This window comes from Rhizobium sp. Leaf453, from assembly GCF_001425605.1.
GTDB lineage: Bacteria > Pseudomonadota > Alphaproteobacteria > Rhizobiales > Rhizobiaceae > Pararhizobium.
The window spans coordinates 157,357-179,900 of the sequence record NZ_LMRG01000026.1; the positions used below are offsets into that span (position 1 = coordinate 157,357).

23 protein-coding genes and 3 tRNA genes are annotated in these 22,544 nt (G+C 59.4%); 6 read left to right on the forward strand and 20 right to left on the reverse strand.

What is annotated here, in order from left to right; translation table 11 throughout:
• Position 1 precedes the first annotated feature (1 nt).
• The 10 genes from yjfF to pcsA form a co-directional block, all read right to left on the reverse strand.
• Positions 2 to 970, reverse strand: a complete 969-nt coding sequence (gene yjfF, locus ASG68_RS22245; RefSeq protein WP_062585751.1) for a galactofuranose ABC transporter, permease protein YjfF — start codon at positions 968 to 970, stop codon at positions 2 to 4.
• Positions 967 to 1,992, reverse strand: coding sequence for an ABC transporter permease (locus tag ASG68_RS22250; RefSeq protein WP_062585749.1), 1,026 nt, complete (start codon positions 1,990 to 1,992; stop codon positions 967 to 969). The genes yjfF and ASG68_RS22250 overlap by 4 nt, the downstream gene beginning before the upstream one ends.
• On the reverse strand, positions 1,989 to 3,512 hold the full coding sequence (gene ytfR, locus ASG68_RS22255) for a galactofuranose ABC transporter, ATP-binding protein YtfR (protein WP_062585747.1): 1,524 nt from the start codon (positions 3,510 to 3,512) through the stop codon (positions 1,989 to 1,991). The genes ASG68_RS22250 and ytfR overlap by 4 nt, the downstream gene beginning before the upstream one ends.
• Positions 3,513 to 3,751: 239 nt before the next feature.
• Positions 3,752 to 4,714, reverse strand: coding sequence for a galactofuranose ABC transporter, galactofuranose-binding protein YtfQ (gene ytfQ, locus ASG68_RS22260; RefSeq protein ID WP_062585745.1), 963 nt, complete (start codon positions 4,712 to 4,714; stop codon positions 3,752 to 3,754).
• A gap of 168 nt (positions 4,715 to 4,882) precedes the next feature.
• The gene (locus ASG68_RS22265) at positions 4,883 to 5,953 is read right to left on the reverse strand and encodes a BMP family ABC transporter substrate-binding protein (protein ID WP_062585743.1); all 1,071 of its coding nucleotides are present in this window, start codon (positions 5,951 to 5,953) and stop codon (positions 4,883 to 4,885) included.
• A 42-nt stretch (positions 5,954 to 5,995) separates the two neighbouring features.
• Complete coding sequence (locus tag ASG68_RS22270) at positions 5,996 to 6,916, reverse strand: ABC transporter permease (protein WP_062610191.1); 921 nt, start codon at positions 6,914 to 6,916, stop codon at positions 5,996 to 5,998.
• Entirely contained in the window at positions 6,916 to 8,010 is a 1,095-nt protein-coding gene (locus ASG68_RS22275) for an ABC transporter permease (protein WP_062610193.1), read from the reverse strand. Before ASG68_RS22275 ends, ASG68_RS22270 begins: the two co-directional genes overlap by 1 nt.
• On the reverse strand, positions 8,000 to 9,574 hold the full coding sequence (locus tag ASG68_RS22280; protein WP_062585738.1) for an ABC transporter ATP-binding protein: 1,575 nt from the start codon (positions 9,572 to 9,574) through the stop codon (positions 8,000 to 8,002). Before ASG68_RS22280 ends, ASG68_RS22275 begins: the two co-directional genes overlap by 11 nt.
• A 53-nt stretch (positions 9,575 to 9,627) precedes the next feature.
• Positions 9,628 to 10,605 carry a quinone oxidoreductase family protein gene (locus ASG68_RS22285; RefSeq protein WP_062585736.1) on the reverse strand — a complete coding sequence of 326 codons (978 nt, stop codon included), beginning with the start codon at positions 10,603 to 10,605 and terminating at the stop codon, positions 9,628 to 9,630.
• A 9-nt stretch (positions 10,606 to 10,614) separates the two neighbouring features.
• A complete protein-coding gene (gene pcsA, locus ASG68_RS22290; protein WP_062585874.1) occupies positions 10,615 to 11,340 on the reverse strand; it encodes a phosphatidylcholine synthase in 726 nt (241 codons plus the stop codon).
• Positions 11,341 to 11,624: 284 nt separating this feature from the next.
• Between pcsA and ASG68_RS22295 the strand changes: the two genes are divergently transcribed.
• A complete protein-coding gene (locus tag ASG68_RS22295) occupies positions 11,625 to 12,827 on the forward strand; it encodes a UbiH/UbiF family hydroxylase (RefSeq protein WP_062585872.1) in 1,203 nt (400 codons plus the stop codon).
• Here the strand turns inward: ASG68_RS22295 and ASG68_RS22300 are convergent.
• Positions 12,795 to 13,772 carry an AEC family transporter gene (locus ASG68_RS22300; protein ID WP_062585734.1) on the reverse strand — a complete coding sequence of 326 codons (978 nt, stop codon included), beginning with the start codon at positions 13,770 to 13,772 and terminating at the stop codon, positions 12,795 to 12,797. The two genes, ASG68_RS22295 and ASG68_RS22300, sit on opposite strands and share 33 nt — an antisense overlap.
• A gap of 33 nt (positions 13,773 to 13,805) precedes the next feature.
• Entirely contained in the window at positions 13,806 to 14,555 is a 750-nt protein-coding gene (locus tag ASG68_RS22305; protein ID WP_062585870.1) for a cytochrome c biogenesis CcdA family protein, read from the reverse strand.
• 191 nt (positions 14,556 to 14,746) lie between these two features.
• On the opposite strand from ASG68_RS22305, the gene ASG68_RS22310 reads away from it, so the two are divergent.
• A tRNA-Lys gene (locus ASG68_RS22310) sits at positions 14,747 to 14,822 on the forward strand.
• A 241-nt stretch (positions 14,823 to 15,063) separates the two neighbouring features.
• Here the strand turns inward: ASG68_RS22310 and ASG68_RS22315 are convergent.
• Both ASG68_RS22315 and ASG68_RS22320 read right to left on the reverse strand, forming a co-directional pair.
• Complete coding sequence (locus tag ASG68_RS22315; protein ID WP_062585732.1) at positions 15,064 to 15,837, reverse strand: ABC transporter permease; 774 nt, start codon at positions 15,835 to 15,837, stop codon at positions 15,064 to 15,066.
• A gap of 195 nt (positions 15,838 to 16,032) precedes the next feature.
• Positions 16,033 to 17,010 carry a GlxA family transcriptional regulator gene (locus ASG68_RS22320; protein ID WP_062585730.1) on the reverse strand — a complete coding sequence of 326 codons (978 nt, stop codon included), beginning with the start codon at positions 17,008 to 17,010 and terminating at the stop codon, positions 16,033 to 16,035.
• On the opposite strand from ASG68_RS22320, the gene ASG68_RS31760 reads away from it, so the two are divergent.
• Entirely contained in the window at positions 16,940 to 17,191 is a 252-nt protein-coding gene (locus ASG68_RS31760) for a hypothetical protein (RefSeq protein WP_162243549.1), read from the forward strand. The genes ASG68_RS22320 and ASG68_RS31760 overlap by 71 nt on opposite strands.
• Here ASG68_RS31760 and ASG68_RS22325 read toward each other — a convergent pair.
• Complete coding sequence (locus ASG68_RS22325) at positions 17,188 to 17,724, reverse strand: MgtC/SapB family protein (RefSeq protein WP_062585727.1); 537 nt, start codon at positions 17,722 to 17,724, stop codon at positions 17,188 to 17,190. The genes ASG68_RS31760 and ASG68_RS22325 overlap by 4 nt on opposite strands.
• A gap of 214 nt (positions 17,725 to 17,938) precedes the next feature.
• On the opposite strand from ASG68_RS22325, the gene ASG68_RS31590 reads away from it, so the two are divergent.
• A complete protein-coding gene (locus ASG68_RS31590; protein WP_156373670.1) occupies positions 17,939 to 18,085 on the forward strand; it encodes a hypothetical protein in 147 nt (48 codons plus the stop codon).
• Between the two features lie 28 nt (positions 18,086 to 18,113).
• Here the strand turns inward: ASG68_RS31590 and ASG68_RS22330 are convergent.
• From ASG68_RS22330 to ASG68_RS22350, 5 genes are all read right to left on the reverse strand, one after another.
• A tRNA-Arg gene (locus ASG68_RS22330) sits at positions 18,114 to 18,190 on the reverse strand.
• A 43-nt stretch (positions 18,191 to 18,233) separates the two neighbouring features.
• Complete coding sequence (locus ASG68_RS22335) at positions 18,234 to 18,539, reverse strand: ETC complex I subunit (RefSeq protein ID WP_062585725.1); 306 nt, start codon at positions 18,537 to 18,539, stop codon at positions 18,234 to 18,236.
• 233 nt (positions 18,540 to 18,772) lie between these two features.
• Positions 18,773 to 18,849 (reverse strand) — tRNA-Pro (locus tag ASG68_RS22340).
• A gap of 85 nt (positions 18,850 to 18,934) precedes the next feature.
• On the reverse strand, positions 18,935 to 19,429 hold the full coding sequence (locus tag ASG68_RS22345) for a DUF192 domain-containing protein (RefSeq protein ID WP_062585724.1): 495 nt from the start codon (positions 19,427 to 19,429) through the stop codon (positions 18,935 to 18,937).
• On the reverse strand, positions 19,429 to 20,007 hold the full coding sequence (locus ASG68_RS22350) for a cold-shock protein (protein ID WP_062585722.1): 579 nt from the start codon (positions 20,005 to 20,007) through the stop codon (positions 19,429 to 19,431). Before ASG68_RS22350 ends, ASG68_RS22345 begins: the two co-directional genes overlap by 1 nt.
• 196 nt (positions 20,008 to 20,203) lie before the next feature.
• On the opposite strand from ASG68_RS22350, the gene ASG68_RS22355 reads away from it, so the two are divergent.
• Complete coding sequence (locus ASG68_RS22355; protein WP_062585720.1) at positions 20,204 to 20,644, forward strand: VOC family protein; 441 nt, start codon at positions 20,204 to 20,206, stop codon at positions 20,642 to 20,644.
• A 321-nt stretch (positions 20,645 to 20,965) separates the two neighbouring features.
• Positions 20,966 to 22,426: a D-Ala-D-Ala carboxypeptidase family metallohydrolase gene (locus tag ASG68_RS22360; RefSeq protein WP_244484311.1), complete on the forward strand. Its 1,461-nt coding sequence runs from the start codon at positions 20,966 to 20,968 to the stop codon at positions 22,424 to 22,426.
• The last annotated feature ends 118 nt before the right edge of the window (positions 22,427 to 22,544 follow it).

The window sequence follows — 22,544 nt, forward strand, 5'->3', positions numbered from 1 at the left end:
CTCAGGAATACTTTCTGTTCTGCCGCGATACAAACAGGATGCCCTTTTGCATGAGAATGAACGCAAAGAGCAAAGCACCGATCAGGATCTTCGTCCACCAACTCGAAAGCGAACCATCGAAGGTGATGTAGGTCTGGATCAGTCCCTGTATCAAGACGCCGACGAGTGTTCCTCCCACAAACCCGGCGCCTCCTGTCAGAAGCGTTCCGCCAATGACCACGGCGGCAATGGCATCCAACTCGACCCCGACCGTGGCGAGCGAATAACCTGCTGATGTGTATAGCGAATAAACGATTCCCGAAAGCCCGGCGAGAAAACCGGATAATCCGTAGATCATGATCGTGGTGCGGCCAACCGGCACACCCATGAGCGCCGACGTCTGCGGGCCACCGCCGAGTGCATAGACATTGGTTCCAAAGCGCGTCCGCTGCGCGATCAGGATGCCCAAGGCAAAGACCAGGAGCATGACGCCGCCGATCAGCGTGATGCGACCACCGCCCGGCAGCTTGTAGTAAAACGTCTTCATCGTGGCATAGAACGGATGCTTGATCGGGATCGAGTCGATCGACAGCACAAAGGCCATTCCACGCGCGAGAAACATGCCGGCGAGCGTGACGATGAAAGCCGGCATTTCCAGATAGTGGATTATCGCCCCCATGATCGCGCCGAACAGCGTGGTGATCAACAGAACCAGCACAAAGGCCGCCAGCGGATGAATACCGGTGTTCTCCAGCATGACTGCCAGGAAAATCCCGGTGAAAGCGATGACGGAACCGATGGAGAGATCGATGCCTCCCGACAGGATGACGAAGGTCATTCCGACAGCGGCGATGCCGAGGAAAGCGTTGTCAGTCAGCAGGTTGCCGATCACGCGGGTCGACAGGATGTTTGGATATTGCGCCGCGCAGGCCGCGTAGGAGACGACGAAGATGACGATCGTGGCGATCAGGGGAAGATATTTCTGGTTCATCGAACGGTCTGCTTTGCGACGTCCCCGCGGACGGTTTTGCGGCTGAGGAACGTCAAGCCGGTCTGCACGCGCGGCGACTGGATGACGAGGATGATGACGATGATCGCGGCCTTGATGATCAGATTGAACTCCGGCGGGAAGCCCGAAGACAAAATGCCGGTGTTGACGGCTTGAATGATCATCGCGCCGATCAGCGAGGCGACGATGCTGAACCGGCCGCCAAGCAGCGAAGTCCCGCCGACCACGACGGCCAGAATGGCGTCCAATTCAAGCCAGAGCCCGGCATTGTTGGCATCGGCGCCGCGAATATCGGCGGTGACGATCAGGCCGGCCAGCGCCGCGCAGAGACCGGAGAGCATGTAGGCCGCCATCAACAGCAGCGGTGTGCGGATGCCCGACAGGGTCGAGGCGCGACGGTTGATACCGACGGCCTCGATCAGCATGCCGAGCGCGGTACGCCGCACCAGAAGCGCCACTGCCGTGCCGAAGACCAGCCAGATGACGACCGGCATGGGCAGACCGAGAAAGGCGCCGCTGCCGATGAAGATCAGGCCTGGATCGTTGAAGGTCAGGATCGCACCTTCGGTCACCAGCTGCGCGATGCCGCGTCCGGCGACCATCAGCACCAGGGTAGCGATGATCGGCTGGATGTTGAGCACCGAAACGAGGAAGCCATTCCAGACGCCGCAGAGAAGACCTGTGCCGATGGCCAGCACCAGCGTCATCACGAGCGGATCGCCGCGCACGCTGGAGGCGGCAGCGACCGCCCCGCAGATCGCCATGACCGCGCCGACAGAAAGATCGATGCCCTTCGTTGCGATGACGACGGTCATGCCGACGGCAAGCAAAGCGACCGGCGCACCGCGGTTGAGAATGTCGATCAGGCTGCCGTAGAGCCGGCCATTCTGGATTTCGATCGAGAAGAAGTCCGGAAAGACGATTCGGATCAGCACCAGGATGATCGCCAGGGCTATGAATTGCGGCAGCAGTCGCCAACCAAGACGTCTCGCGCTGTCGATCATTGCGCTTCTCCCGCGTGGTTTGCCGTGGCAATGGCATTAACGATATGTTCGGTTGTGATTTCGCTTCCCGTGAGTTCGGCGACATGCGCCCGGTCACGCAGCACGATGATGCGGGAACTGTAAGCGACGAGTTCCTCAAGCTCCGAGGAGATGACGATCAGCGACATGCCCTGCGCGCAGAGATCCTCGATCAGCCGGATGATTTCGGCATGGGCGCCGACATCGATGCCGCGCGTCGGCTCATCGAGAATGAGAAATTCCGGATTGGTGGCCAGCCAGCGCGCCAGGATGGCCTTCTGCTGGTTGCCGCCAGACAGAAGCCGGATCGGCTTTTCACGGTCGGTGGTACGGATGTCGAGCGCTTTGATATATCGGTCCGCCAGTGCATTCTGCTCCGACATCGACAGCGGCCGCGCCCAGCCACGCCGGGCCTGCAAGGCGAGCGCGATATTTTCGCGTACGGAGAGTTCACCGATGATGCCGTCAACCTTGCGGTCCTCCGGACAGAAGCCGAAGCCTTCCGCAATGGCCGCGCGGGGCGACGACAGGGTCGTTGTCTTGCCACCAATCTCCGCCGTGCCGCTATCGGCGCTTTGCACCCCGAACAGCAGTTCGGCTGTCTCCGTCCGGCCGGATCCCAGAAGACCGGCAATCCCAACCACCTCGCCTTTGCGGACATCCAGATCGAACGGCTTGATCTTGCCGGTCTTGCCGTAGTTGGAAAAGCGGAACTGCACCGGCCCGCTGGCAATCTCCGTATCTGCTACCGCTTTTTCGACAGACTGCAACTCGTGCCCGAGCATCATTGTTACCAGCTCGCGGCGCGGCAGGGATGCCGTTTCGCGCGTGCCAACCAACTGACCGTTGCGCAGAACGGTGATCCGGTCGGTGAGATCGTAGACCTGTTCGAGGAAGTGGGTGATGAACACGATGCCAAGCCCCCTCGCCTTCAGATCGCGAACGATGCCAAACAGCATTTCGACTTCCTGCGCGTCAAGGCTGGCGGTCGGCTCGTCGAGGATCAGGACTTTGCCCGAGAGATCGACAGCCCGGGCAATTGCCACCACTTGCTGGATCGCGACCGAGTAACTTTCGAGCGCCGCCGACACGTTGATATCGACGCCATATTGGGCCAGCAGCGCCTCGGCGCGCCGGCGCATTTCGCCGGTATCGATCAGGCCGAAGCGGCGCGGCTGGCGCCCGAGGAACAGGTTTTCAGCGACGCTGAGATTTCCCAGCAGATTGACCTCCTGATAGACCGTGCCGATCCCCAGTTTCTGGGCGTCGAGCGTATCGCGGGGATCGATCTCCTGGCCGTCCAGGGTCAGCGTTCCCGCATCGCGGCGATAGGCGCCGGTCATGCATTTGATCAGCGTGGATTTGCCAGCGCCATTTTCGCCGAGCAATGCATGAACCTCGCCGCGGCGCAGCGAGAAGTTGACCTTGTTCAGCGCGATCGCACCCGGGAAGGTCTTGACGATCCCTGATGCGACGAGAATGTCATTTGTGATGTTCTGCATGAAACCGGCTTCTTGAGGAAACGCAAGGTCACCCGAACCTTACGGACTGCCGCGAAATATGCCACGGGCTACAGCGCCGGATGAAACACGGCAAAGCGACATCGTGGCAGATGTTGAGCCTTGAAACGCATATTGAAATGCGAAGGCGGGACACTGGCGAAGAAGACGTGCCGGCATCCCGCCGAATCCGCCCGCAAACTCAGGATTGCGGGCGGAAATCGTGCAATGCCGACAGTCTCTTAGTAGCCGAGGCCCTTCTTTTCTTCGTAGACCTTCTGCGGATCGTCAGCCTGCGTGTAGAGCTTCGATTCCGTCTGGATCCACTTGGCCGGCTTGGTGCCGTCCTTCAGGAAGGCGTCGAGCGCGTCGAGCGCCGGGCCGGCCATGTTCGGGGTCAGTTCGACGGTGGCGTTCGCTTCGCCGGCAGCCATGGCCTGGAAGATATCTGGAACAGCGTCGATCGAGACGACGAGAATGTCCGTGCCCGGCTTCAAGCCGGCTTCCTTGATGGCCTGGATCGCGCCGACGGCCATGTCGTCGTTGTGGGCGTAGAGGGCGCAGATATTCTTGCCGCCGTCTTCAGCCTTCAGGAAGCTTTCCATGACTTCCTTGCCCTTGGTGCGGGTGAAGTCGCCGGTCTGGCTGCGGATGATCTTCAGATTGTCGTGACCCTTCAGCGCTTCCTCGAAGCCCTTCTTGCGGTCGATGGCCGGCGACGAACCCGTCGTGCCCTGCAGTTCAACAACGTTACAGGCCTTGGTGCCGACGGTATCGACGAGCCACTTGCCGGCAACATTGCCTTCGTGAACAAGGTCGGAGGTGACGGCGGTCAGATAGAGTTCGTCCGACGAATCGACGGTACGGTCGAGCAGGATGACCGGAATCTCGGCATCCTTGGCTTCGGTCAGGACTTCGTCCCAGCCAGTCGCCACAACCGGAGCGATCAAGATCGCATCAACGCCCTGGGCGATAAAGGAACGCAGAGCCTTGATCTGGTTTTCCTGCTTCTGCTGCGCATCGGCGAACTTCAGGTCGATGCCGCGCTTTTCAGCCTGCTGCTTGGTCAGCGTGGTTTCTGCCGCGCGCCAGCCGGATTCAGAGCCAATCTGCGAAAATCCGATCGTCAAATCGGCAGCGGACGCCGAACCGAACATGCAGGCAGCCAGAATCGTGGCACTCGCGAGTGCTGTCTTCAATTTCATGATTTCCTCCCAAAGAAAGCTGCGCTTCGCAGCACCGGTAAAAAATCATACTATATTATTTATGTAAACCAGCTTTTTGAGCATGTGCGCAAATTTTCTCAAGCCAGAATCAAAAGAGGGCGGCCGACGGCCACCCTCTCTGATTGCATAATCTATAGCGCGAAAAGCTTATTGCGGCAGCTTGTCGTCCACGCCTTCGACGTAGAAGTTCATGCCGAGCAACGTGCCATCATCCGACGAAGCGCCAGCTGCGAGCCATTCTGATCCATCCTGCTTCTTCAGGGGACCGGTGAAGGGCTTCAGTTCGCCCGACTCGATCTTCTTCTGGGTCTCTTCCGCCATTGCCTTTACATCGTCGGGCATGTTGGTATACGGCGCCATCGTCAGGATGCCGTCCTTCAGGCCATCCCAGCTGGACGTGGTTTCCCACTTGCCATCGATGAAGGCCTGTGTGCGCTTGATGTAGTAGGCGCCCCAGGTGTCGACGATCGCGGTCAGCTGGGTTTCAGGACCGGCCTTGATCATGTCGGATGCCTGTCCGAACGCCTTGATGCCGCGCTCGGCAGCAACCTGCATCGGCGCGGTGGTGTCGGTGTGCTGCGTCAGGATATCGACACCCTGGTCGATCAATGCCTTGGCGGCGTCGGCTTCCTTGCCCGGATCGAACCAGGTGTTGGCCCAGACGACCTTCAGCTTGAATTCCGGATTGACGGAACGCGCGCCGATCAGGAACGAGTTGATGCCCATGACCACTTCCGGAATCGGGAAAGAGGCGATGTAGCCTGCGACACCCTTCTGGGACATCTTGGCGGCAATCTGACCCTGGATGTAGCGGCCTTCATAGAAACGGCTGTTGTAGGTCGCAAGGTTCGGACCGGACTTGTAGCCGGTCGCATGCTCGAACTTCACGTCCGGGAACTTCGCGGCGATCTTGACGGTCGCGTCCATGAAGCCGAACGACGTGGTGAAGATCAGGCCGCAGCCGGAACGGGCGAGACGCTCGATGGCGCGCTCTGCGTCCGGGCCTTCCGGAACATTTTCAAGGAACTGGGTCTCGATCTTGTCAGCGAGGGCTTTTTCAAGCTCCTGACGGCCGATGTCATGCGCCTGCGTCCAGCCGCCGTCCGTCTTCGAGCCGACGTAGACGAAGCAGATTTTTGCCTTGTCGGCAGCGCTTGCCGCGGCTGAAAAGCCGATGACGGCCGCCGTGGTTGCGAGTGCGAGGAGAAGTTTCTTCATTTTGGACCCCTGTCGGTTTGAGTATTCCATCAGTGTTTTTGGTCACCGGTCGGGCACAAAGGGTTTTCCCAATGCTGCCGGTGTGTTGATCAGCGTCATGCGCCGATTGTGCGAGATCAGGATCAGTACGACAATTGTCGCCAGATAGGGAAGAGCAGAAAGAAACTGCGAAGGAATTCCAACACCATAGGCCTGTGCATAGAGCTGGCTGATGGATACGGCCCCGAACAGGTAACCACCCGCCACGATCCGCCAGGGCCGCCAGGAGGCGAACACGACCAGAGCCAGCGCGATCCAGCCACGGCCGGCCGACATGTTTTCCACCCATTGCGGCGTGTAGACCAGCGACAACTGCGCGCCCGCCAGACCAGCGCAGGCGCCACCGAACATCACGGCGAGATAGCGCGTGCGGATGACGTTGATGCCGAGGGCATGGGCAGACGAATGGCTGTCACCGACGGAGCGGAGCTTGAGACCCGCACGGCTTTTGAACAGGAACCAGTTGACGCCCGCTACCAGCGCGATCGACAGGTAGAAGATCAGATCCTGCTTGAACAGGACAGGGCCGAGAAACGGAATATCCGACAGGACCGGAAAGACGATCTGCGGCAGCTTGATGCCCGACTGCCCGAGATAGGGCTCCGCGATCATGCTGGAAATGCCCAGGCCAAGAATTGTCAGAGCCAACCCTGTCGCAACCTGATTGGCGACCAGCGTGAGCGTCAGGAAACCGAACAGCAACGAGAAGAGTGCAGCAGCGGCGATTCCCGCGAGAATGCCGACATAGGGCGATCCCGTCGCCTGCGTGGCAATGAAGGCGCAGGCCGCGCCCATGACCATCATGCCCTCGACGCCGAGGTTCAGGACACCGGAGCGCTCAGTCACGAGTTCCCCGATTGCTGCCAAAACAAGCGGGGTGGCTGCGGTGATGACCGTCAGAAGGATTGCTTCGACAATACCCATCAGCGCGCCCCCTTGCCCGCTGTTTCGCTCAGGTCGTACCACATCATCCTGATCTTGTAGTGGATAAGCGTATCGCAGGAGAGCACGAAGAACAGGAGCAGCCCCTGGAAGACGCGGATCGGCTTGTCGGAAATCTGCATGGACACCTGCACCGCTTCGCCACCGAGATAGGTGAGCGCCAGAACAAGGCCGGCGACGACAATCCCGAGCGGATTGAGCCTGCCGAGGAACGCGACAATGATGGCGGTAAAACCGTAACCGGGCGAGATCACCGGGCGCAACTGCTGGATCGCCCCGCTGACTTCGGCAATGCCCGCGAGACCTGCAAGCGCGCCGGAAAGCAGCATGGAAAACCAGATCATCTTGCGCGATGAAAAGCCAGCGAACCGCCCTGCCCGCGCGGATTGGCCGAGAACAGTGATCTCGAAGCCCTTCAGCGTGTAGCGCATCATGAACCAGATCAGGACGGCCGCGATAATCGCGAAACCGAAGCCCCAATGCGCCCGGCCGGATGCGACCATTTCAGGCAGAACGGCGATCGGATCAAAGGTGCGCGTCTCGGGAAAATTCATGCCGCCGGGATTACGCCAGGGACCACGCACCAGCCAGTCGAGGAACAGTTGCGCCACATAGACCAGCATCAGGCTGGTCAGGATTTCGTTGGTGTTCATGTGCGCCTTGAGAAAGGCGGGAATGGCCGCGAACAATGCGCCGCCGAGCATGCCGAGGATCATCATCAGCGGCAGCACCAGCGGCGATTGCCAGTCGTAAAACACCACCGGCAGGATCGAACCGGCAATCGCGCCCATGATGAACTGGCCTTCGGCACCGATATTCCAGTTGTTCGAGCGATAGCAGACCGACAGGCCGACGGCGATCAGGATGAGCGGCGCCGCCTTGATCGCCAGTTCGTGCAGCGACCAGACCTCCATCAGCGGTTCGATGAAGAAACTGTAGAGCGCCAGGATCGGATCCTTGCCGAGCATCATGAACATGATACCGCCGAAGAAGATCGTCAGCGCCAGCGCGATGACGGGCGACAGGATCGAAAACAGCCGGGAGACGTCAGGGCGCCGTTCCAGTTCAATGCGCATGCGCCATCTCCGCAGTCTCGGCCTTGCCGTGCATCCCGCCCATCAACATTCCGATTTTTTCGCGTGTCAGATCCGAGGCCGGATAGATATCGGACAGGCGACCGTCGCTGATAACCGCGATCTCCGTCGCCACCTCGAAAATCTCGTCGAGATCCTGACTGATCACCAGAACGGCAGAACCGGATTTTGCGAGATCGACGAGCGCTTGGCGAATGCGGCTGGCGGCTCCTGCATCTACGCCCCAGGTGGGCTGATTGACGACCAGCACAGTCGGTTGCCGGTCGAGTTCGCGTCCGACAATGAATTTCTGCAGATTGCCGCCCGAAAGCGATCCGGCCGGCGGATTTTCGCCGCTCTTGCGGACATCCATCGCCTCGGAAATGCGCTTGGCCGCCATCTTCACGGCATCCTGCCGAATAAGCCCGAGAAAACCGCCGCCCAGAAAGGCACGCCGATCCGACTTGTGGCGCGCCAGCACGAGATTGTCAGAAAGCGACAGGGCCGACACCGCGGCGTGTCCATGACGCTCTTCAGGAACGAAGCCTGCCCCCATCAGCCGGCGTGCATTGATGCCACGCGTTCCCACCGGCTTGTCGGAAATACGGATGGCATCATCGAGATCAGCCGGATATTCGCCCGACAAGGCATCGAACAATTCGCCCTGCCCGTTCCCGGCAACGCCGGCGATCGCCAGCACTTCGCCGGCATGAACCTTCAGACAGATGTCCTTCAGGGAAACGGCAAACGGCGTGCGGGCGGCGGCAGACAGATTACGGGCCTCGAGCTTCACGGCTCCCTTGGCGTTCGTTCCCTCCGCCGTCACATGCGCGACATCGCTGCCGACCATCATCCGGGCGAGCGAAGCGGGGGTTTCCTGGCGCGGATCGCAGGCGCCGGTCACCTTGCCGTGGCGAAGAACGGTGGCGCGATCACAAATGCGCTGCACCTCTTCCAGCCGGTGGCTGATATAGAGAACGGATCGCCCTTCAGCCTTCAATTTGTTCAGGGTTTCGAAGAGCCGGTCGGCTTCCTGCGGGGTCAGCACCGAGGTCGGTTCGTCGAGAATGATCAGCTTCGGGTTCTGCAGTAGCGCGCGGACAATCTCGATGCGCTGACGTTCACCGACGGAGAGATCGGCGACATGGGCATCCGGATCGAGCGGCAGGCCGTAAGCGCGAGAAAGATCAGAGGCTTCCTTCGCAATCCTGGACAAGGACACGCCTGGATCCATCGACAGGGCGATGTTCTCGGCAACCGTCAGTGCCTCGAATAGGGAAAAGTGCTGGAACACCATGCCGATGCCAAGCTTCCGCGCGGCACTTGGGCTGGTGATCCTGACCGGTTGGCCCTGCCAGACGATCTCGCCGCTGGTCGGGGCAAGCACGCCGAACAGCATCTTGACAAGGGTCGACTTACCCGCGCCGTTTTCGCCCAGCAGCGCATGGATTTCACCGGGTCTGATATCGAGATTGATCCCGTTGCACGCAGCAAATGTGCCGAACAGTTTCGTCAATTGGCCAACGGCCAGCAATGGCCCGTTGGCGGGTTGTCCCTCAGCCGACACGCCGCCCCTCTTTTCTCATGCTCTGCCGCCCCCGGCCGCCTCTCCGGCTTGTCTCAGGGAATCAGCAATGTTGTTCCGCTCGTTTTTCTTGCTTCGAGATCCGCATGCGCCTGACTTGCATCGGCAAGCGCATAGGTCTGGTTGATATTGATACGCACTTTGTTGCTTTGCACAATATCAAACAGGGAGTTTGCACATGCCTCAAGCGCGGGGCGGGTCGCAACGTAAGCGAAAAGCGTCGGTCGCGTGGCAAACAACGAGCCTTTCTGCGCGAGGATACCGATATTGACGCCCTCGACCGGCCCGGACGAATTGCCGAAGCTGACCCAGAGCCCGCGCGGCTTGATGCAGTCGAGCGAAGCCGGATAAGTGTCCTTGCCGACGGAATCGTAGACGACATCAACGCCCTTGCCATGGGTGATTTCCTTCACCTGGGCGACGAAATTGTCGGTACGGTAATTGATGACGTGGTCATAGCCATGGGCAAGCGCCAAGTTGATCTTGTCCTGCGAGCCGGCCGTGCCGATGACGGTCGCGCCGAGCGCCTTCGCCCACTGCCCCGCGATCAATCCCACGCCGCCGGCGGCGGCATGAAACAGGATGGTTGTCTCCGGCCCGACCTTGTAGGTCTGGTTGAGCAGATACTGCGCCGTCATGCCTTTGAGCATCATCGCCGCTGCCGTTTCCAGCGTGATGCCATCCGGCACCTTGACCAGTTGCGAGACCTCGATATTGCGCTCGCTGGAATAAGCGCCATCCGAGGAGGCATAGGCAACGCGGTCGCCCACGGCAAACGTGCTGACATTGTCGCCGACAGCGGTGACGATGCCGGCACCTTCCTTGCCCGGAATGAATGGAAGCCCTTCAGCCGATTTATAGAGACCGGTGCGGAAATAGACGTCGATGAAGTTCACGCCGATCGCCACCTGGCGAATCTGGACTTCACCCGGGCCGGGAGCGGAAAGCGTCACGCCCTCGATCTTCAGAACCTCGGGTCCGCCGAGCGAACGCACCATGATGGCCTGTGCCATTAAACCTCCTTAGCCCCGTCCAAGCCGGGGGAACAACTGCAGGACGAAGCCGATAACGTAGAGATAGATGCCCGTGCCGACCACGCCGGCGACCACCCAGGCAGGCGTATTGAAATGCAGCAGCAGCGCGTAACCGCCGAGGACGGACCAGATTGCAAAGACGATGAGATTCAGTGGTCGCAGCCGCTGGACACGCACCGGATGCAGGAAATTGATCGGCATGAAGGTGAGCACGACCGAGACGAAAACGACGATCGAAGCCGTCAATTCGCTGGCGTCGATGACAAACAGGGTGAAGACCACCATGTTCCAGACGACGGGGAAACCGGAGAAGAAATACTCATCCGTCTTCATGCCCATATCGGCATAATAGATCGCACTCGAAACGACGATCGCGCCAGCCGCGACGAACGACCAGGGCTGACCGATCATCTCGCTCTGGTAGAGCGCGAAGGCCGGCATGATTACATACGTCACATAGTCGATGACATTGTCGAGCGTCTCGCCCGACCAGTTTGGCAGAACTTCCTTGACCCGGACCTTGCGGGCAATCGGACCATCGATCCCGTCAACGAGAAGAGCAAGACCGAGCCACCAGAACATGTCGACGAAGCGATGTTCAGCCGCCGCCACGATGCCGAGAAATGCGAGAAATGAACCGGACGCAGTCAGAATATGGACGGAAAAGGCGCGGATTTCCGCGTAGGGCACGCGCTTGTAATTGAAAAACTTCATCGGCAGACGCACCCTGTCCTTACCCTGCGCTTTCTCCCGAAGCATGCTGAACCAGCCGCTGCAGCGGCCCACGCTTCCGTACCCGCCTTGCTGCGCGGTGTTGGCGGTAATATGCACCCTTTCCCGTTGGCTGCCAGCAAAAATCACATGCATGCCGAAAAGCGCGGCAATCATCTGTGGACCCGTGACGCTGGTCTGCGCCATTTCATCCCATTCCCTTCGCGACACGTGACAGGTATGAAAGAGCAATGCCATACGCCATGCATGCACAGGGACCGGACGTGATGGGACACTATGAAATAGCCGTTGTCGGTGCCGGGTTGGCCGGATCTCTGGCAGCCCTAGCGTTTGCCGATGCTGGGCGCACCGTCATTCTGATCGCGCCCGCCGTAGGTCGCGCCGACGGACGCACGACCGCGCTGATGGATCAATCGCTTGAGCTTGTCCGCAAGCTCGGTCTTTGGAACGATATTGCGCCGTCCGTAGCGCCGCTCGCCAGTATGCGTATTATCGACGGCACCGATCGTCTCCTGCGCGCACCGACCGTCACGTTTCATGCCGCCGAAGTTGGCCTTGACGCATTCGGCTACAACATTCCGAATGCGCCCTTCCTGGCTCTTCTGGATCGGGCAATGGAAAGCCGGCCATCGCTGAAACGTGTGACAGCCAGCCTCTCGGAGATCAACTTTGCCGAAGAACGGGCAACTCTTGTGCTCGACGACGGAAACACCATGACCGCCGACCTCGTGGTCGGCGCCGATGGGCGGAAGTCCGCCGTCCGACAGGCAGCCGGTATCGACGTGCGCAACTGGTCCTATCCGCAAAGCGCGGTTGTGCTGAACTTCGCGCATCAGGTGCCTCACCAGAACATATCCACCGAGTTTCACACGCCGGACGGCCCATTCACGCAGGTTCCCCTGCCAGGCGGCCGTTCCAGCCTCGTCTGGGTACAAAAGCCCGAAGCGGCCGCGGCAACGGTGGCACTGTCGCTGGATGCACTTTCATCGGCGGTCGAGCGTCGGATGCAGTCGATTCTCGGCAAGATCACGGTGGATGGCCCCGCGCAATCATTTCCCCTCTCAGGCATGTCAGCCAAGGCTTTCGGCCGGGGCCGCACGATCCTGATCGGCGAAGCTGCCCATGCCTTCCCGCCGATCGGCGCCCAGGGGCTGAATCTCAGCCTGCGGGACATCATGGCAGCCATTTCGCTTCTCGGCGCAGCGCCTGTTTCCGCCGATTTCGGACAACGGTACGACCGCAAGCGGCGAGCCGATATTCTGACCCGCACCGTCAGCGTGGATCTGCTCAATCGCTCGCTTCTGTCCGATTTCCTGCCGGTGCAGATGTTGCGGGCCGCCGGCCTGCAGGCGCTTGCCAGCGTTCCGCCTCTGCGCAATTTCATGATGCATGAAGGGCTGAACCCCGGCAGCGCTTTGAAGTCGCTGAGCAAAAGCTTACGGGAAAAGATCGGGCGGCAGCGCGCCTGAACTGATCAGATACAGCAGGATGGTAACTGTCGCGACCGACAGGACCGTGGTGATCAGGATCGTCGCCGATGCCCGCTCCTGCCAGACGCCGTACTGCTGCCCGATGACAAAGACGTTGGTGGCCGTCGGGAGAGACGCCAGAAGCACCGCCGTCTGCACCCAGACCGGCTCGAAATTTCCGACCAGACTCAATACCAGGTACATCAGAACCGGATGAAGGACGAGTTTTGCCGGGACAATGTAACCGATCTCGGCCGGAATCCGCTTGAGAGGGCGGAGCGCCAGCGTGACGCCCATGGCAAACAGCGCACAGGGAGCCGCGGCCTGCGCCAGATAGTCAATCAGCCTCTGGATCGGAACCGGCGGCTGGAATCCGACAGCCGCCGCCGCCACGCCGGCGACGGTCGACAAGATAAACGGATGCAGCACGATTTTTCGCCCTATGCTGACGACAAGCCGGCCCGGTGAACGTTTCTCGCCGCCCGCAAGCGCCATCATCGCTGGCGCGACCATGAAGTGCAGCACGTTTTCAAAGCAGAAGATCAGTGCCACCGGCACCGCCGCTGGTTCGCCAAGCGCCAGAAGCGCAAGGCCAGGCCCCATATAGCCGATATTGCCATAGGCGCCGGCGAGCCCCTGCACAGTCGACTCGGCCAATGAATTCCGGCGAATGACATAGCCGGCTGCGAAAACGAGACCGAAGATCGTGTAGGTTACGCCCATTGAAGTGAAGACGAAATCAAATCGGGTCAGTTGCTCGATCGGCGTCTTCGATACCAGTTTGAAGAACAAGGCCGGCAGGGCGAGGTAGATGATGAAGGTATTGAGCCAGCCCATCGCATCGCCGGCGCCCTCGCCGGCCGCGTGCGGCCTCAGCCGGGCCGTCAGGTAACCGAGGAAGATCAGGCCGAAGAACGGCAGCACCAATCCGGATATTTCAGCCATTTTTTACGCGCGAGCCTCTGATGAAGCCCGTGCTTAACCGATTTGCATCAGCACGGGAAAGGTTTCCTGAAACCAGATCGCCATTGAACTGATGAAACCGAAGACGAAAGCGAGCCCGGCCAACACCAGAAAAACGCCCATCAGCTTTTCCACAAGGCCAAGATGACGTCGGAAACGGGACAGGAAGGCCATGAAGGCGCCGGAGAAACCGGCTGCGATCCAGAAGGGGATGGCGAGCCCCAGCGAATAGACCGCAAGCAGCAGAGCGCCATCGGTCACGGTATCGCGGGCTGCCGCGACGCCGAGGATCGTGCCGAGCACCGGGCCGATGCAGGGCGTCCAGCCGAAGGCAAAGGCAAGGCCCATGATGTAGGCGCCCGAAAGCGTCGCCGGCTTGCCGCCGCCCTGGAACCGCGCTTCGCGGCCGAGAATGCCGATCCGGAAGACGCCAAGGAAATGCAGCCCCATGATGATGATGATGATGCCGCCGACGCGGGAGAGAATGTCGATATGCTGGCGCAGCACCAGTCCGATGGACGACGCACCCGCCCCCAGCGCTACGAAGACCGTGGCGAAACCAAGCGTGAAGAAAAAGGCCGCTCCAAAAACTGCGCGGCGCGTTCCCGCCACAGCAACCTGAGCCTCGCCGCCCCGAAACTGATCGACCGAGATACCCGCCATGTAACAAAGATAGGGCGGCACAAGTGGCAAAACGCAGGGCGACAGGAACGACAAGGCACCGGCCAGGACAGCGGTCCAGATGGAAATATCAGCGATCGACACCCGTTCAAAACTCCAGCTTGCACCAAGCCGCGTCGTCTTAGCGCCGATGTATCCGCCGATACCAATCACCTTTTGGCGATCATCACGTCAATCGCTGAATTTCTGTTTTCATCCGATTTTTGGGTTGACCGGAACGAAACCACTGTGCATATGTCCGCCCACTTCCGCCGGGCAAGATTACCCGGTTCTGGGAGAGCGTAGCTCAGCCGGTAGAGCAACTGACTTTTAATCAGTAGGTCCAGGGTTCGAATCCCTGCGCTCTCACCACATAACTTCTGTCCATACCTAGACATAGGTAGCATTTCGTACCTAAGACATGGGTGACAACCTCGTGCCGAACGGATTATCGACGGCTTGCAAAGTCTCCTCCGCCGGATCGATATATCCGAGATCATATCGTGCAAGAGGCTAAAGGGCCAAATACGTCAGCCGCGTCCTTGAGGCCGAGTTTCTGCCTCACCAGAACGACGTTTGATCTTCTTTCGGCGAATGCAAAGCCTTCCGCAGCCTAGATCCTGTCTTCCCGCAGCGACCGCGACATCGTGAACAGCGTCAGCCCAATCATCACCAGGGCGATGGCGAATTCGATGACATAGGTCTTGTCGAGGCCGGTGGCCGTGTATTCCGGATAAATGGCAGTGCGGAACCACATTGTGACATGCGACAGCGGATTCCAAAGGAGAATGTCGCTGTAGGGGCGCGGCATCATATCCGGCAGGAAGAGGACGCCCGACATCATGAAAATCGGCCGATTGAGAAGCGTGAAAATCTTCTCGTAAAGCGGAAAATCGTTGAAAAGGGCGACATTGGCCATGCCGACGCCGACACCCAGCATGGATGCGAGCATAACCACGAGCACTGCATTTCCTGCATCCAGTTGACCCAAACGCTGAGGTTCGGACGTGCAGATCGCAAAAACCACGATCATCACCAGAACCGAGGTGACCAGTTGAAGGATGTAACGGCCAACCACTGCATCAAAGGGGGAAACGACCGGATAGGAGAACAGGTTCTTGTTCGCCCGGATCGCGCTCGAGACAAATGAGGACATCTGCTGGTAGACAGAAAACGGAAGATATCCCGAAGCGAAGAACAGCGAAAAGTCCGTTCCCAGGGCCGGTGTCCTTGCCAGCGTCTGATAGATCGTCGTCATCATCAGGACATGCGCGAGCGGATCGAGCAGCGCCCAGATGTAGCCCCCCGGCTTACTGCCGTAGCGGGCGGCTGTTTCTCGAATCACAAGTGCTGCACTAACGCGGGCATGCTGTATGAACCAGTACAATCAAACTCTCCCCGCGCAACACCGTGCAACCGACAGCCGAATCCTAACGCGCGCAGCCTTCCGCAGGCTTGAAACCAAGATTGTGGCAAATTTCGAACGCCATTAGCAAATTCGCGACGAACTGGAAATCGCGAAGTGGCGATGTCGCGCATTCGCCTCCGTTCGGGGCGTATAGCCGAATCCGCGTCGGCAGGCTCACGTTGTCCGGCTGTGACCTACGCGCAGTTTCAAGGGGCTTTGGCCATAGTGATTTTTGAAGGCACGCGAAAAGGACGACAGACTGTCGAAGCCGCAGCGAAGAGCGATGTCACGCATGGTCAGGCGGGTATCGCTGACCATGCGGTGTGCCGCCTGCAGGCGCAGCCGCAGATAATAGATGCCGGGGCTGATCCCCAGGGTCTTGGCAAAGCGCATTTCGAGCCGGCGCTGCGACTGGCCCGCCCGCACCGCAAGAGCAGCAATCGAAAGTGGCCGGTCGAGTGTCCGCTCCATCAGGCGGATAGCCCGCGCCAGATCCGGATCCAGTGTTTCCACACGCCCAAGTGACACAAGCGGCTGTGCATCCGTTGCGGCATGTGTTTCGTCATAAACAAAGATACTGGCGACATCCAGCGCGATTGTGGAGCCGAATCGCTGCCGGATCATGTGCAGCATCATGTCGAATGTTGGAGACGCGCCACCGGAGGTCCAGAATTTTCCGTCGGTGACAAACCGGTCCGCCCGCACCGAAACGTCCGGAAATGCCATTGCGAAATCTTCGAGCTCCTCCCAATGCGCCGTCGCGGTGCGACCATTGACGAGGCCTGAACGCGCCAGAAGCCAGCAACCCGATTCGATACCGGCCACAACGGCAAAATTGCGCGCTGCGGCCTGTAGGCTGGCAGTGAAGGCCTTGCCGGCGTAACGCTCCAGATTGAAGCCGCCGATGACAAGCAGGAAATCGCCCCCCTCCCGCGCGGAGAATGTTCCATCGACGGCAATGGAGAGTCCACAAGTCAAGGGAACAGCCTGACCGTCTGGGGACCGGATCGTCCAGCGGAACAACGTTCTCCCAGCCACGCGGTTGGCGGCGCGCATGGGATCGAGCACGGAGGCCAGCGACATGATCGATGATTCCGGCAAAACAACAATAACGACATCGACCGGCGCGTCCGCACTCAACTTCGTTGGCATTCGATATATGTCAAATTTCCTGCGCATCATGTCAAATCGTTTATCTTCGATCAGGCATGATGAGGCCGTAAGAGACCTCCCGTTCGCAGCGCTCATCTATCTGCGGATGTCTGGAAATTCCCCTAGCCGACCTTTACCGGACGGGCCGATTGGCAATCATGCCATCGGCCCGTTTTTTTAGTCACCGGATTTGCCGTGCTTGTCCGCTTTCTTTGCCGTAAGGGTCTTCTGTTGCGGTGTTTTTCGCCAGAGTGCCTCCTGAGCCTTGGCGACGGCGTAAAGCACGGTCAATCCCGCAGCGAGAGCGAAAGCCGCTATCAGCCAGTGTCCGAAACCGAGGGCAAGGCCGATTGCGCCGGCCAGCCACATTCCCGCCCCCGTTGTCAGGCCGCGAACCTGCCCACCCGACAGCACGATCGTACCAGCTGCAAGAAATGCAACACCGGCCGTGACGGCTTCGACAACCCGAAGCGGGTCGATTCGTACCTGATCATCCGACAGTCCGGGCATATGTACGCTTTCGATCGAGATGATGGCAAAGACCGCAGCAGCGAGGCTGATCAGGATATGGGTGCGCAGTCCGGCTGCCTTATCCTGCGCCTCTCGCTCGAAACCGATGAGCCCACCGAAAAAGATTGCCCCGCAAAATCGCGCGACGATCACGGGATAGGGAATTTGCGTCGAGGGAAACATGTCGGCGAAAATCTGGTCCATGCCCCCGAACGCAACAGGTGGAGCTTGGTTCCGTCATTTCTTTTCCCGCGTTTATTCATCGGCCCACGACTGGAACGAAAATGCGAACCCGGCGTTAGAGCAGCGATCTTAAAGGATTGACGATCTTCGCGTCGGTGCGTGTTCCGTTTCACAGGCCCTTCGCAAATCGTTGTCATCCTGCCGTTGGATGTTCGTTTCAGCCCTGGAGACTGCCGTGCCCACGCCAAGTTCCCCTATCTCAAATGCCCGCATGTCAACGGCGGATATCGAATATCGGCAGTTCATGATCCGAGAATTGCTGGTCTGGCTGGTCGGCGTCCCGGTGCCAATCGCGGCCGTGATCGGCTTTTTCGTGCTCTGACGTGCCGCGTCGAAACTTCAGGAAGAAATGGCGACCCCTGCTGGATTCGAACCAGCGACAACCTGCTTAGAAGGCAGGTGCTCTATCCAGCTGAGCTAAGGGGCCGTTTGGCGGAGAACACGTCTCCGACATGCTGGTTTTCAGATGATCAATGCGTCCAAGGCTGCGAGCGGGTGAAGCGGAAGTTGTCGCTGTAGGACACGTTCTTGCGGGTCGGCTCCTTCGGCGCGATGACCCGGTATTCGATACCGTTGCGCTCGGCATAGGCAACCGCCTGCTCCGCCGTCTCGAAGGTCAGCTTCACCTGCTGGCGGGTGTCTCCCGAACTCGTATAGCCCATGATCGGATCGATCGTGCGCGGCGTTTCCTGATCGAACTCCAGCACCCACAAATGCGTCTTGGCCTTACCAGACTGCATGGCGGTTTTTGCGGGTCGATAGATTTTCGCGGACATGTTTCGAGCGGGCTCCACAGGTTTTCGTTGCGGCGGCGCTGCGCCGTCGATTGCTGCGCATTGCCATAGCGCAGAATGGATTAAAACGGAATGACTTTCCGGCATTTCCCGGCAATTTTGCGAATACGCCGTATTTCCGGCGACATGGCCATTCGTTCACCGGAAACAGCCATTCGGCACCGCCACGCCTTGCCTGCGGACGTCCAACAATTAATTTGAGGAGGGAAAATCAATGGTCGGAGTGGAGAGATTCGAACTCCCGACCCTCTGGTCCCAAACCAGATGCGCTACCAGGCTGCGCTACACTCCGTGACCTGTCGATGGCGGGGAGATACACGCTTCCCCCTGCCCCTGCAACAGCTAAATTGCACAATCCCTCCGATCTGCTTCAGGGGTTATGGCTTGGATGCAGGAACGGTAGCGGCGATGCGCGGTGCATCGACACGGTCTCCCTCTGCAATGCCAAGGCGCGCGACCACACCGGCATTCAATTCAAGCACGAACGCGACGGGTACGCGGGAATCGATGATCGTTTCGGAGAACGGTACGGCATTTTCACGAACAGTCATCACCCGGCCATCACGCGCGATGAACAGCATGTCGAGCGGCAGATAGGTGTTTTTCATCCACATCATTACCTGCCGCGTCGTGCCGAAATCGAACAGCATGCCCGCGTCCTTGGCCATCGTGCGGCGAAACATCAGCCCGTGCGCACGCTGCTCGTTATCCAGAGCCAGCTCGACGGTAAAGGTATGAACCTTGCCATTCGCAGCAGTGATCGTCAGGGGGACGCGGTCAAAGACGACCTCGGCATTGGCCAGAAACGGAACAAGACACAAAAAAAGCGCCACAAGGGCGCTTCCTGTGCGGCGCAAGACGCGCCCTTCCATCAGTGTGCCCGCCCAATCGGGGCAGGAACATCCGGGTGGATTTCCGCCGCCATCAGGCCCTTGTCGCCATCTCCGAAACGGACCAGTACCGTCTGTCCCGGACGCAGTTCCGTCAGACCGAAACGGCGCAGGGTTTCCATATGGATGAAGATATCCTCGGTACCGTCACCGCGGGTCAGGAAGCCAAAACCCTTGGTGCGGTTGAACCATTTCACCAGGCAACGTTCCAGGCCACTGGTCGGCGTCACCTGCACATGGGTCTTGACCGGAGGCAGTTGGGATGGATGAACCGCCGTCGACTGATCCATGGAAAGAATGCGGAAGGCCTGGTAGCCGCGATCACGCTTCTGGATGAGGGCGACGACGCGGGCACCTTCGAGAACCGTCTGATAGCCGTCGCGGCGCAGGCAGGTCACATGGACCAGAACATCCTGCATGCCATTGTCAGGGACGATGAAACCGAAACCCTTGGCAACATCGAACCACTTGATCACGCCGGTGATTTCAACCAGATCGAGCGCATCGCTGCCGAAGTCGTCTTCCGGCGTAACGCCCTTCGCTGAAATCCTGTCCGCCATTGCCTGTCCAGCCCCTCGATTACGCGTCACAATCATTACGGTTAACTGATTCTTGACAGTCAGAATAACATCGTCCCGCCGCAATTGTGCAAGCCCTCGGATGAAATTTGACTTTGGTCGAGACTAGCGCGCGAGCCTTGCCTCTGGCTGGCTGTGAGCTACATATAGCCATCTTCCGCAAAACAGGGGCATTACAATGCGTTATCTGCACACGATGGTTCGCGTCAAAGATCTCGACGCTTCACTTCACTTCTGGAGCACACTTTTCGGTCTTGTGGAAATCCGTCGCTACGAGAATGAAAAGGGCCGTTTCACCCTGGTTTTCCTTGCAGCGCCAGGCGATCTGGACCGTGCCAAGTCGGAACTCTCTCCCTGCCTCGAACTGACCTATAATTGGGACACCGAGGACTACGCCGGTGGGCGCAATTTCGGCCACCTCGCCTACGAAGTCGACGATATCTATGCGACCTGCCAACACCTGCAGGACAATGGCGTCATCATCAATCGCCCTCCCCGCGACGGCCATATGGCATTTGTGCGTTCACCCGACGGCATTTCGATAGAGATCCTGCAGAAGGGCGAGAACCTGCCCGCGCAGGAACCCTGGGCCTCCATGTCCAATACCGGCGCCTGGTAAGCCCCGCACAACGCGGACAGGCGATATCTGCCGCGTCCTCCGGCTCTTGCGGGCCGGGTTCGAGGATATCGCCTGTTCTTCCTCAAGGCCACCAGCGGTGGAAAACCCGGAAAGCAGGGCGAGGAAATGCCGCCTGCGTCAGCGCAGGTTTACAAATAACGGCGCGTTCACTAATGTTTGAACGAAACGTTAAGGGGATCTGGATGCCAGCGACCGCTTGAGGTTGTCGCATCCTATTCCGGCAAAACCGGTCAAGCCGCAAGGAACCGCACGAATGCCCTCAGAGGGAGCGTGTGGGCCAAGTGTCTGTGTGACTTCCTGATGAATGGCCATGACGGCAACGCGATGTCGCCACGGTCTTTATTGAGTGGGGATCCAACGTTGCGTCATCTTCTGCGAAAAGCAGTGACGATCCGCAGTTTAGGCTGCGCCCTCGCCCTGACAGTATCTGCGCTCAGCCTTTCCGGCTGCGTCAGCGCCGCCAAGGACACGGCGGAGGCGGCGTCGGCTGCCGAACAGGATGTCCCGGAAGTTGCCGGTGCCGATGCGGAGCAGCAACCAGCGGCCGGTCCCTATCAGGACCAACAGGTCGCAGCTGTCGGCTCCAATCCCCAGCAACAGCAGATGCTGCCGCAACAGCAACAGCAGGTCGGCTACCCCCAGCAGAACGCGATGATGCCGATGCCGACCAATGGTGAACCGGGATCGTTGACGATGCAGAGCACAGGGCTCAAAGCAACGTCGAGCAGCATTTTCTCCGTGCAAAATCCTAATGCCGTGCCGGTTCAGGGCCAGGCGGCAACAACGGGTCAGGCGACCGTACCGGTTGCGGCCGGCCAGAACACCGGCGTCAACCCGGCGAGCAACAGTCTTTTCAACAGTGGCCAGCCGGCCGCAAACCCGACGCCTCTTCCGCTCGAAGGTGCAAGCAATACGCAAGGCGTCGTCGACCCAGGTCAGCAGGTCGCGAGCGCCGAGGTCGATAGCGAGGGCACCCCACTTCCGGCGAGTGTTCCCGTCCCTTCCAGCGGCGACACGATGCGTGCGTCCGGCGAATCGCAGCCGGCCGTGCAAACGGCTTTTGCGGAAACAACGCCGGCCCAGCCAGCCATCGTTCCCGACTCCAGCCAGCAACAGAATGAGGGCGACTCAACCGATCAGGCGAAAAAGACGCTGACGCTGGCCGGATTGTTCGCCGCCAAACGCCGCAACAAGAATCAATTCGACAATGACCGCTTCGCCAAGGCACAGGTCAAGAAAACCCAGTTCAGCAGGGAGCAGCCGCAGATCGCCGCGCTGGGCTTCACTGCCCTTCCCGGCGTGCAGACGACATCCATGTTTGCGACCACGGATGATTCCGAGCCGGGCCATGACGACGACAGCCCTGCGATCGAGCAAGCCTCACTGTCCGGCCTTGCACGTCTGGCGCCCAACGGCCTGTGGTTACAAACGAAAAAGGTCGAAACGGGCTGTTTCAAACCGGATCTGTTGCAGGTCCTCAAGGTGGTCGAGAATCATTACGGCCGTAAGATCATGGTCACGTCTGGCCTGAGGGACGTACAGCACAATCGCCGCGCCGGCGGTCGTCCGCATTCACGACACACGACCTGCGAAGCCGCTGATATCCAAGTGCCAGGCGTCAGCAAGTGGGATCTGGCCCAATATCTGCGCACCATTCCGGGGCGCGGTGGCGTCGGTACATATTGCCATACGGAATCCGTCCACATTGATACGGGCGAGGCCCGCGACTGGAACTGGCGCTGCCGCCGTCGCAGGGGATGATCCGTAAACAACTGTTTTTGCTATGAAATTTCTCGTCCTCGGAAAGATTTTTCCATAGCATGACTTTTTTACAGGAAAATGAAATTTGCCGCTTGCGGTAATCAAAAGCCCTGACTAT

Bases quoted from the DNA above. Each gene is read 5' to 3' on its own strand.
- ASG68_RS22265 (WP_062585743.1), bottom strand. From the start codon at position 5,953: ATGAAGAAACTTCTCCTCGCACTCGCAACCACGGCGGCCGTCATCGGC.
- ASG68_RS22295 (WP_062585872.1), top strand. From the start codon at position 11,625: ATGGGACACTATGAAATAGCCGTTGTCGGTGCCGGGTTGGCCGGATCT.
- ytfR (WP_062585747.1), bottom strand. From the start codon at position 3,512: ATGCAGAACATCACAAATGACATTCTCGTCGCATCAGGGATCGTCAAG.
- ASG68_RS22250 (WP_062585749.1), bottom strand. From the start codon at position 1,992: ATGATCGACAGCGCGAGACGTCTTGGTTGGCGACTGCTGCCGCAATTC.
- yjfF (WP_062585751.1), bottom strand. From the start codon at position 970: ATGAACCAGAAATATCTTCCCCTGATCGCCACGATCGTCATCTTCGTC.
- ytfQ (WP_062585745.1), bottom strand. From the start codon at position 4,714: ATGAAATTGAAGACAGCACTCGCGAGTGCCACGATTCTGGCTGCCTGC.
- ASG68_RS31760 (WP_162243549.1), top strand. From the start codon at position 16,940: ATGATCGATGATTCCGGCAAAACAACAATAACGACATCGACCGGCGCG.
- ASG68_RS22345 (WP_062585724.1), bottom strand. From the start codon at position 19,429: ATGGAAGGGCGCGTCTTGCGCCGCACAGGAAGCGCCCTTGTGGCGCTT.
- ASG68_RS22320 (WP_062585730.1), bottom strand. From the start codon at position 17,010: ATGCCAACGAAGTTGAGTGCGGACGCGCCGGTCGATGTCGTTATTGTT.
- pcsA (WP_062585874.1), bottom strand. From the start codon at position 11,340: ATGAAGTTTTTCAATTACAAGCGCGTGCCCTACGCGGAAATCCGCGCC.
- ASG68_RS22360 (WP_244484311.1), top strand. From the start codon at position 20,966: ATGAATGGCCATGACGGCAACGCGATGTCGCCACGGTCTTTATTGAGT.
- ASG68_RS22335 (WP_062585725.1), bottom strand. From the start codon at position 18,539: ATGTCCGCGAAAATCTATCGACCCGCAAAAACCGCCATGCAGTCTGGT.
- ASG68_RS22350 (WP_062585722.1), bottom strand. From the start codon at position 20,007: ATGGCGGACAGGATTTCAGCGAAGGGCGTTACGCCGGAAGACGACTTC.
- ASG68_RS22285 (WP_062585736.1), bottom strand. From the start codon at position 10,605: ATGGCACAGGCCATCATGGTGCGTTCGCTCGGCGGACCCGAGGTTCTG.
- ASG68_RS22300 (WP_062585734.1), bottom strand. From the start codon at position 13,772: ATGGCTGAAATATCCGGATTGGTGCTGCCGTTCTTCGGCCTGATCTTC.
- ASG68_RS22355 (WP_062585720.1), top strand. From the start codon at position 20,204: ATGCGTTATCTGCACACGATGGTTCGCGTCAAAGATCTCGACGCTTCA.
- ASG68_RS22270 (WP_062610191.1), bottom strand. From the start codon at position 6,916: ATGGGTATTGTCGAAGCAATCCTTCTGACGGTCATCACCGCAGCCACC.
- ASG68_RS22275 (WP_062610193.1), bottom strand. From the start codon at position 8,010: ATGCGCATTGAACTGGAACGGCGCCCTGACGTCTCCCGGCTGTTTTCG.
- ASG68_RS22325 (WP_062585727.1), bottom strand. From the start codon at position 17,724: ATGGACCAGATTTTCGCCGACATGTTTCCCTCGACGCAAATTCCCTAT.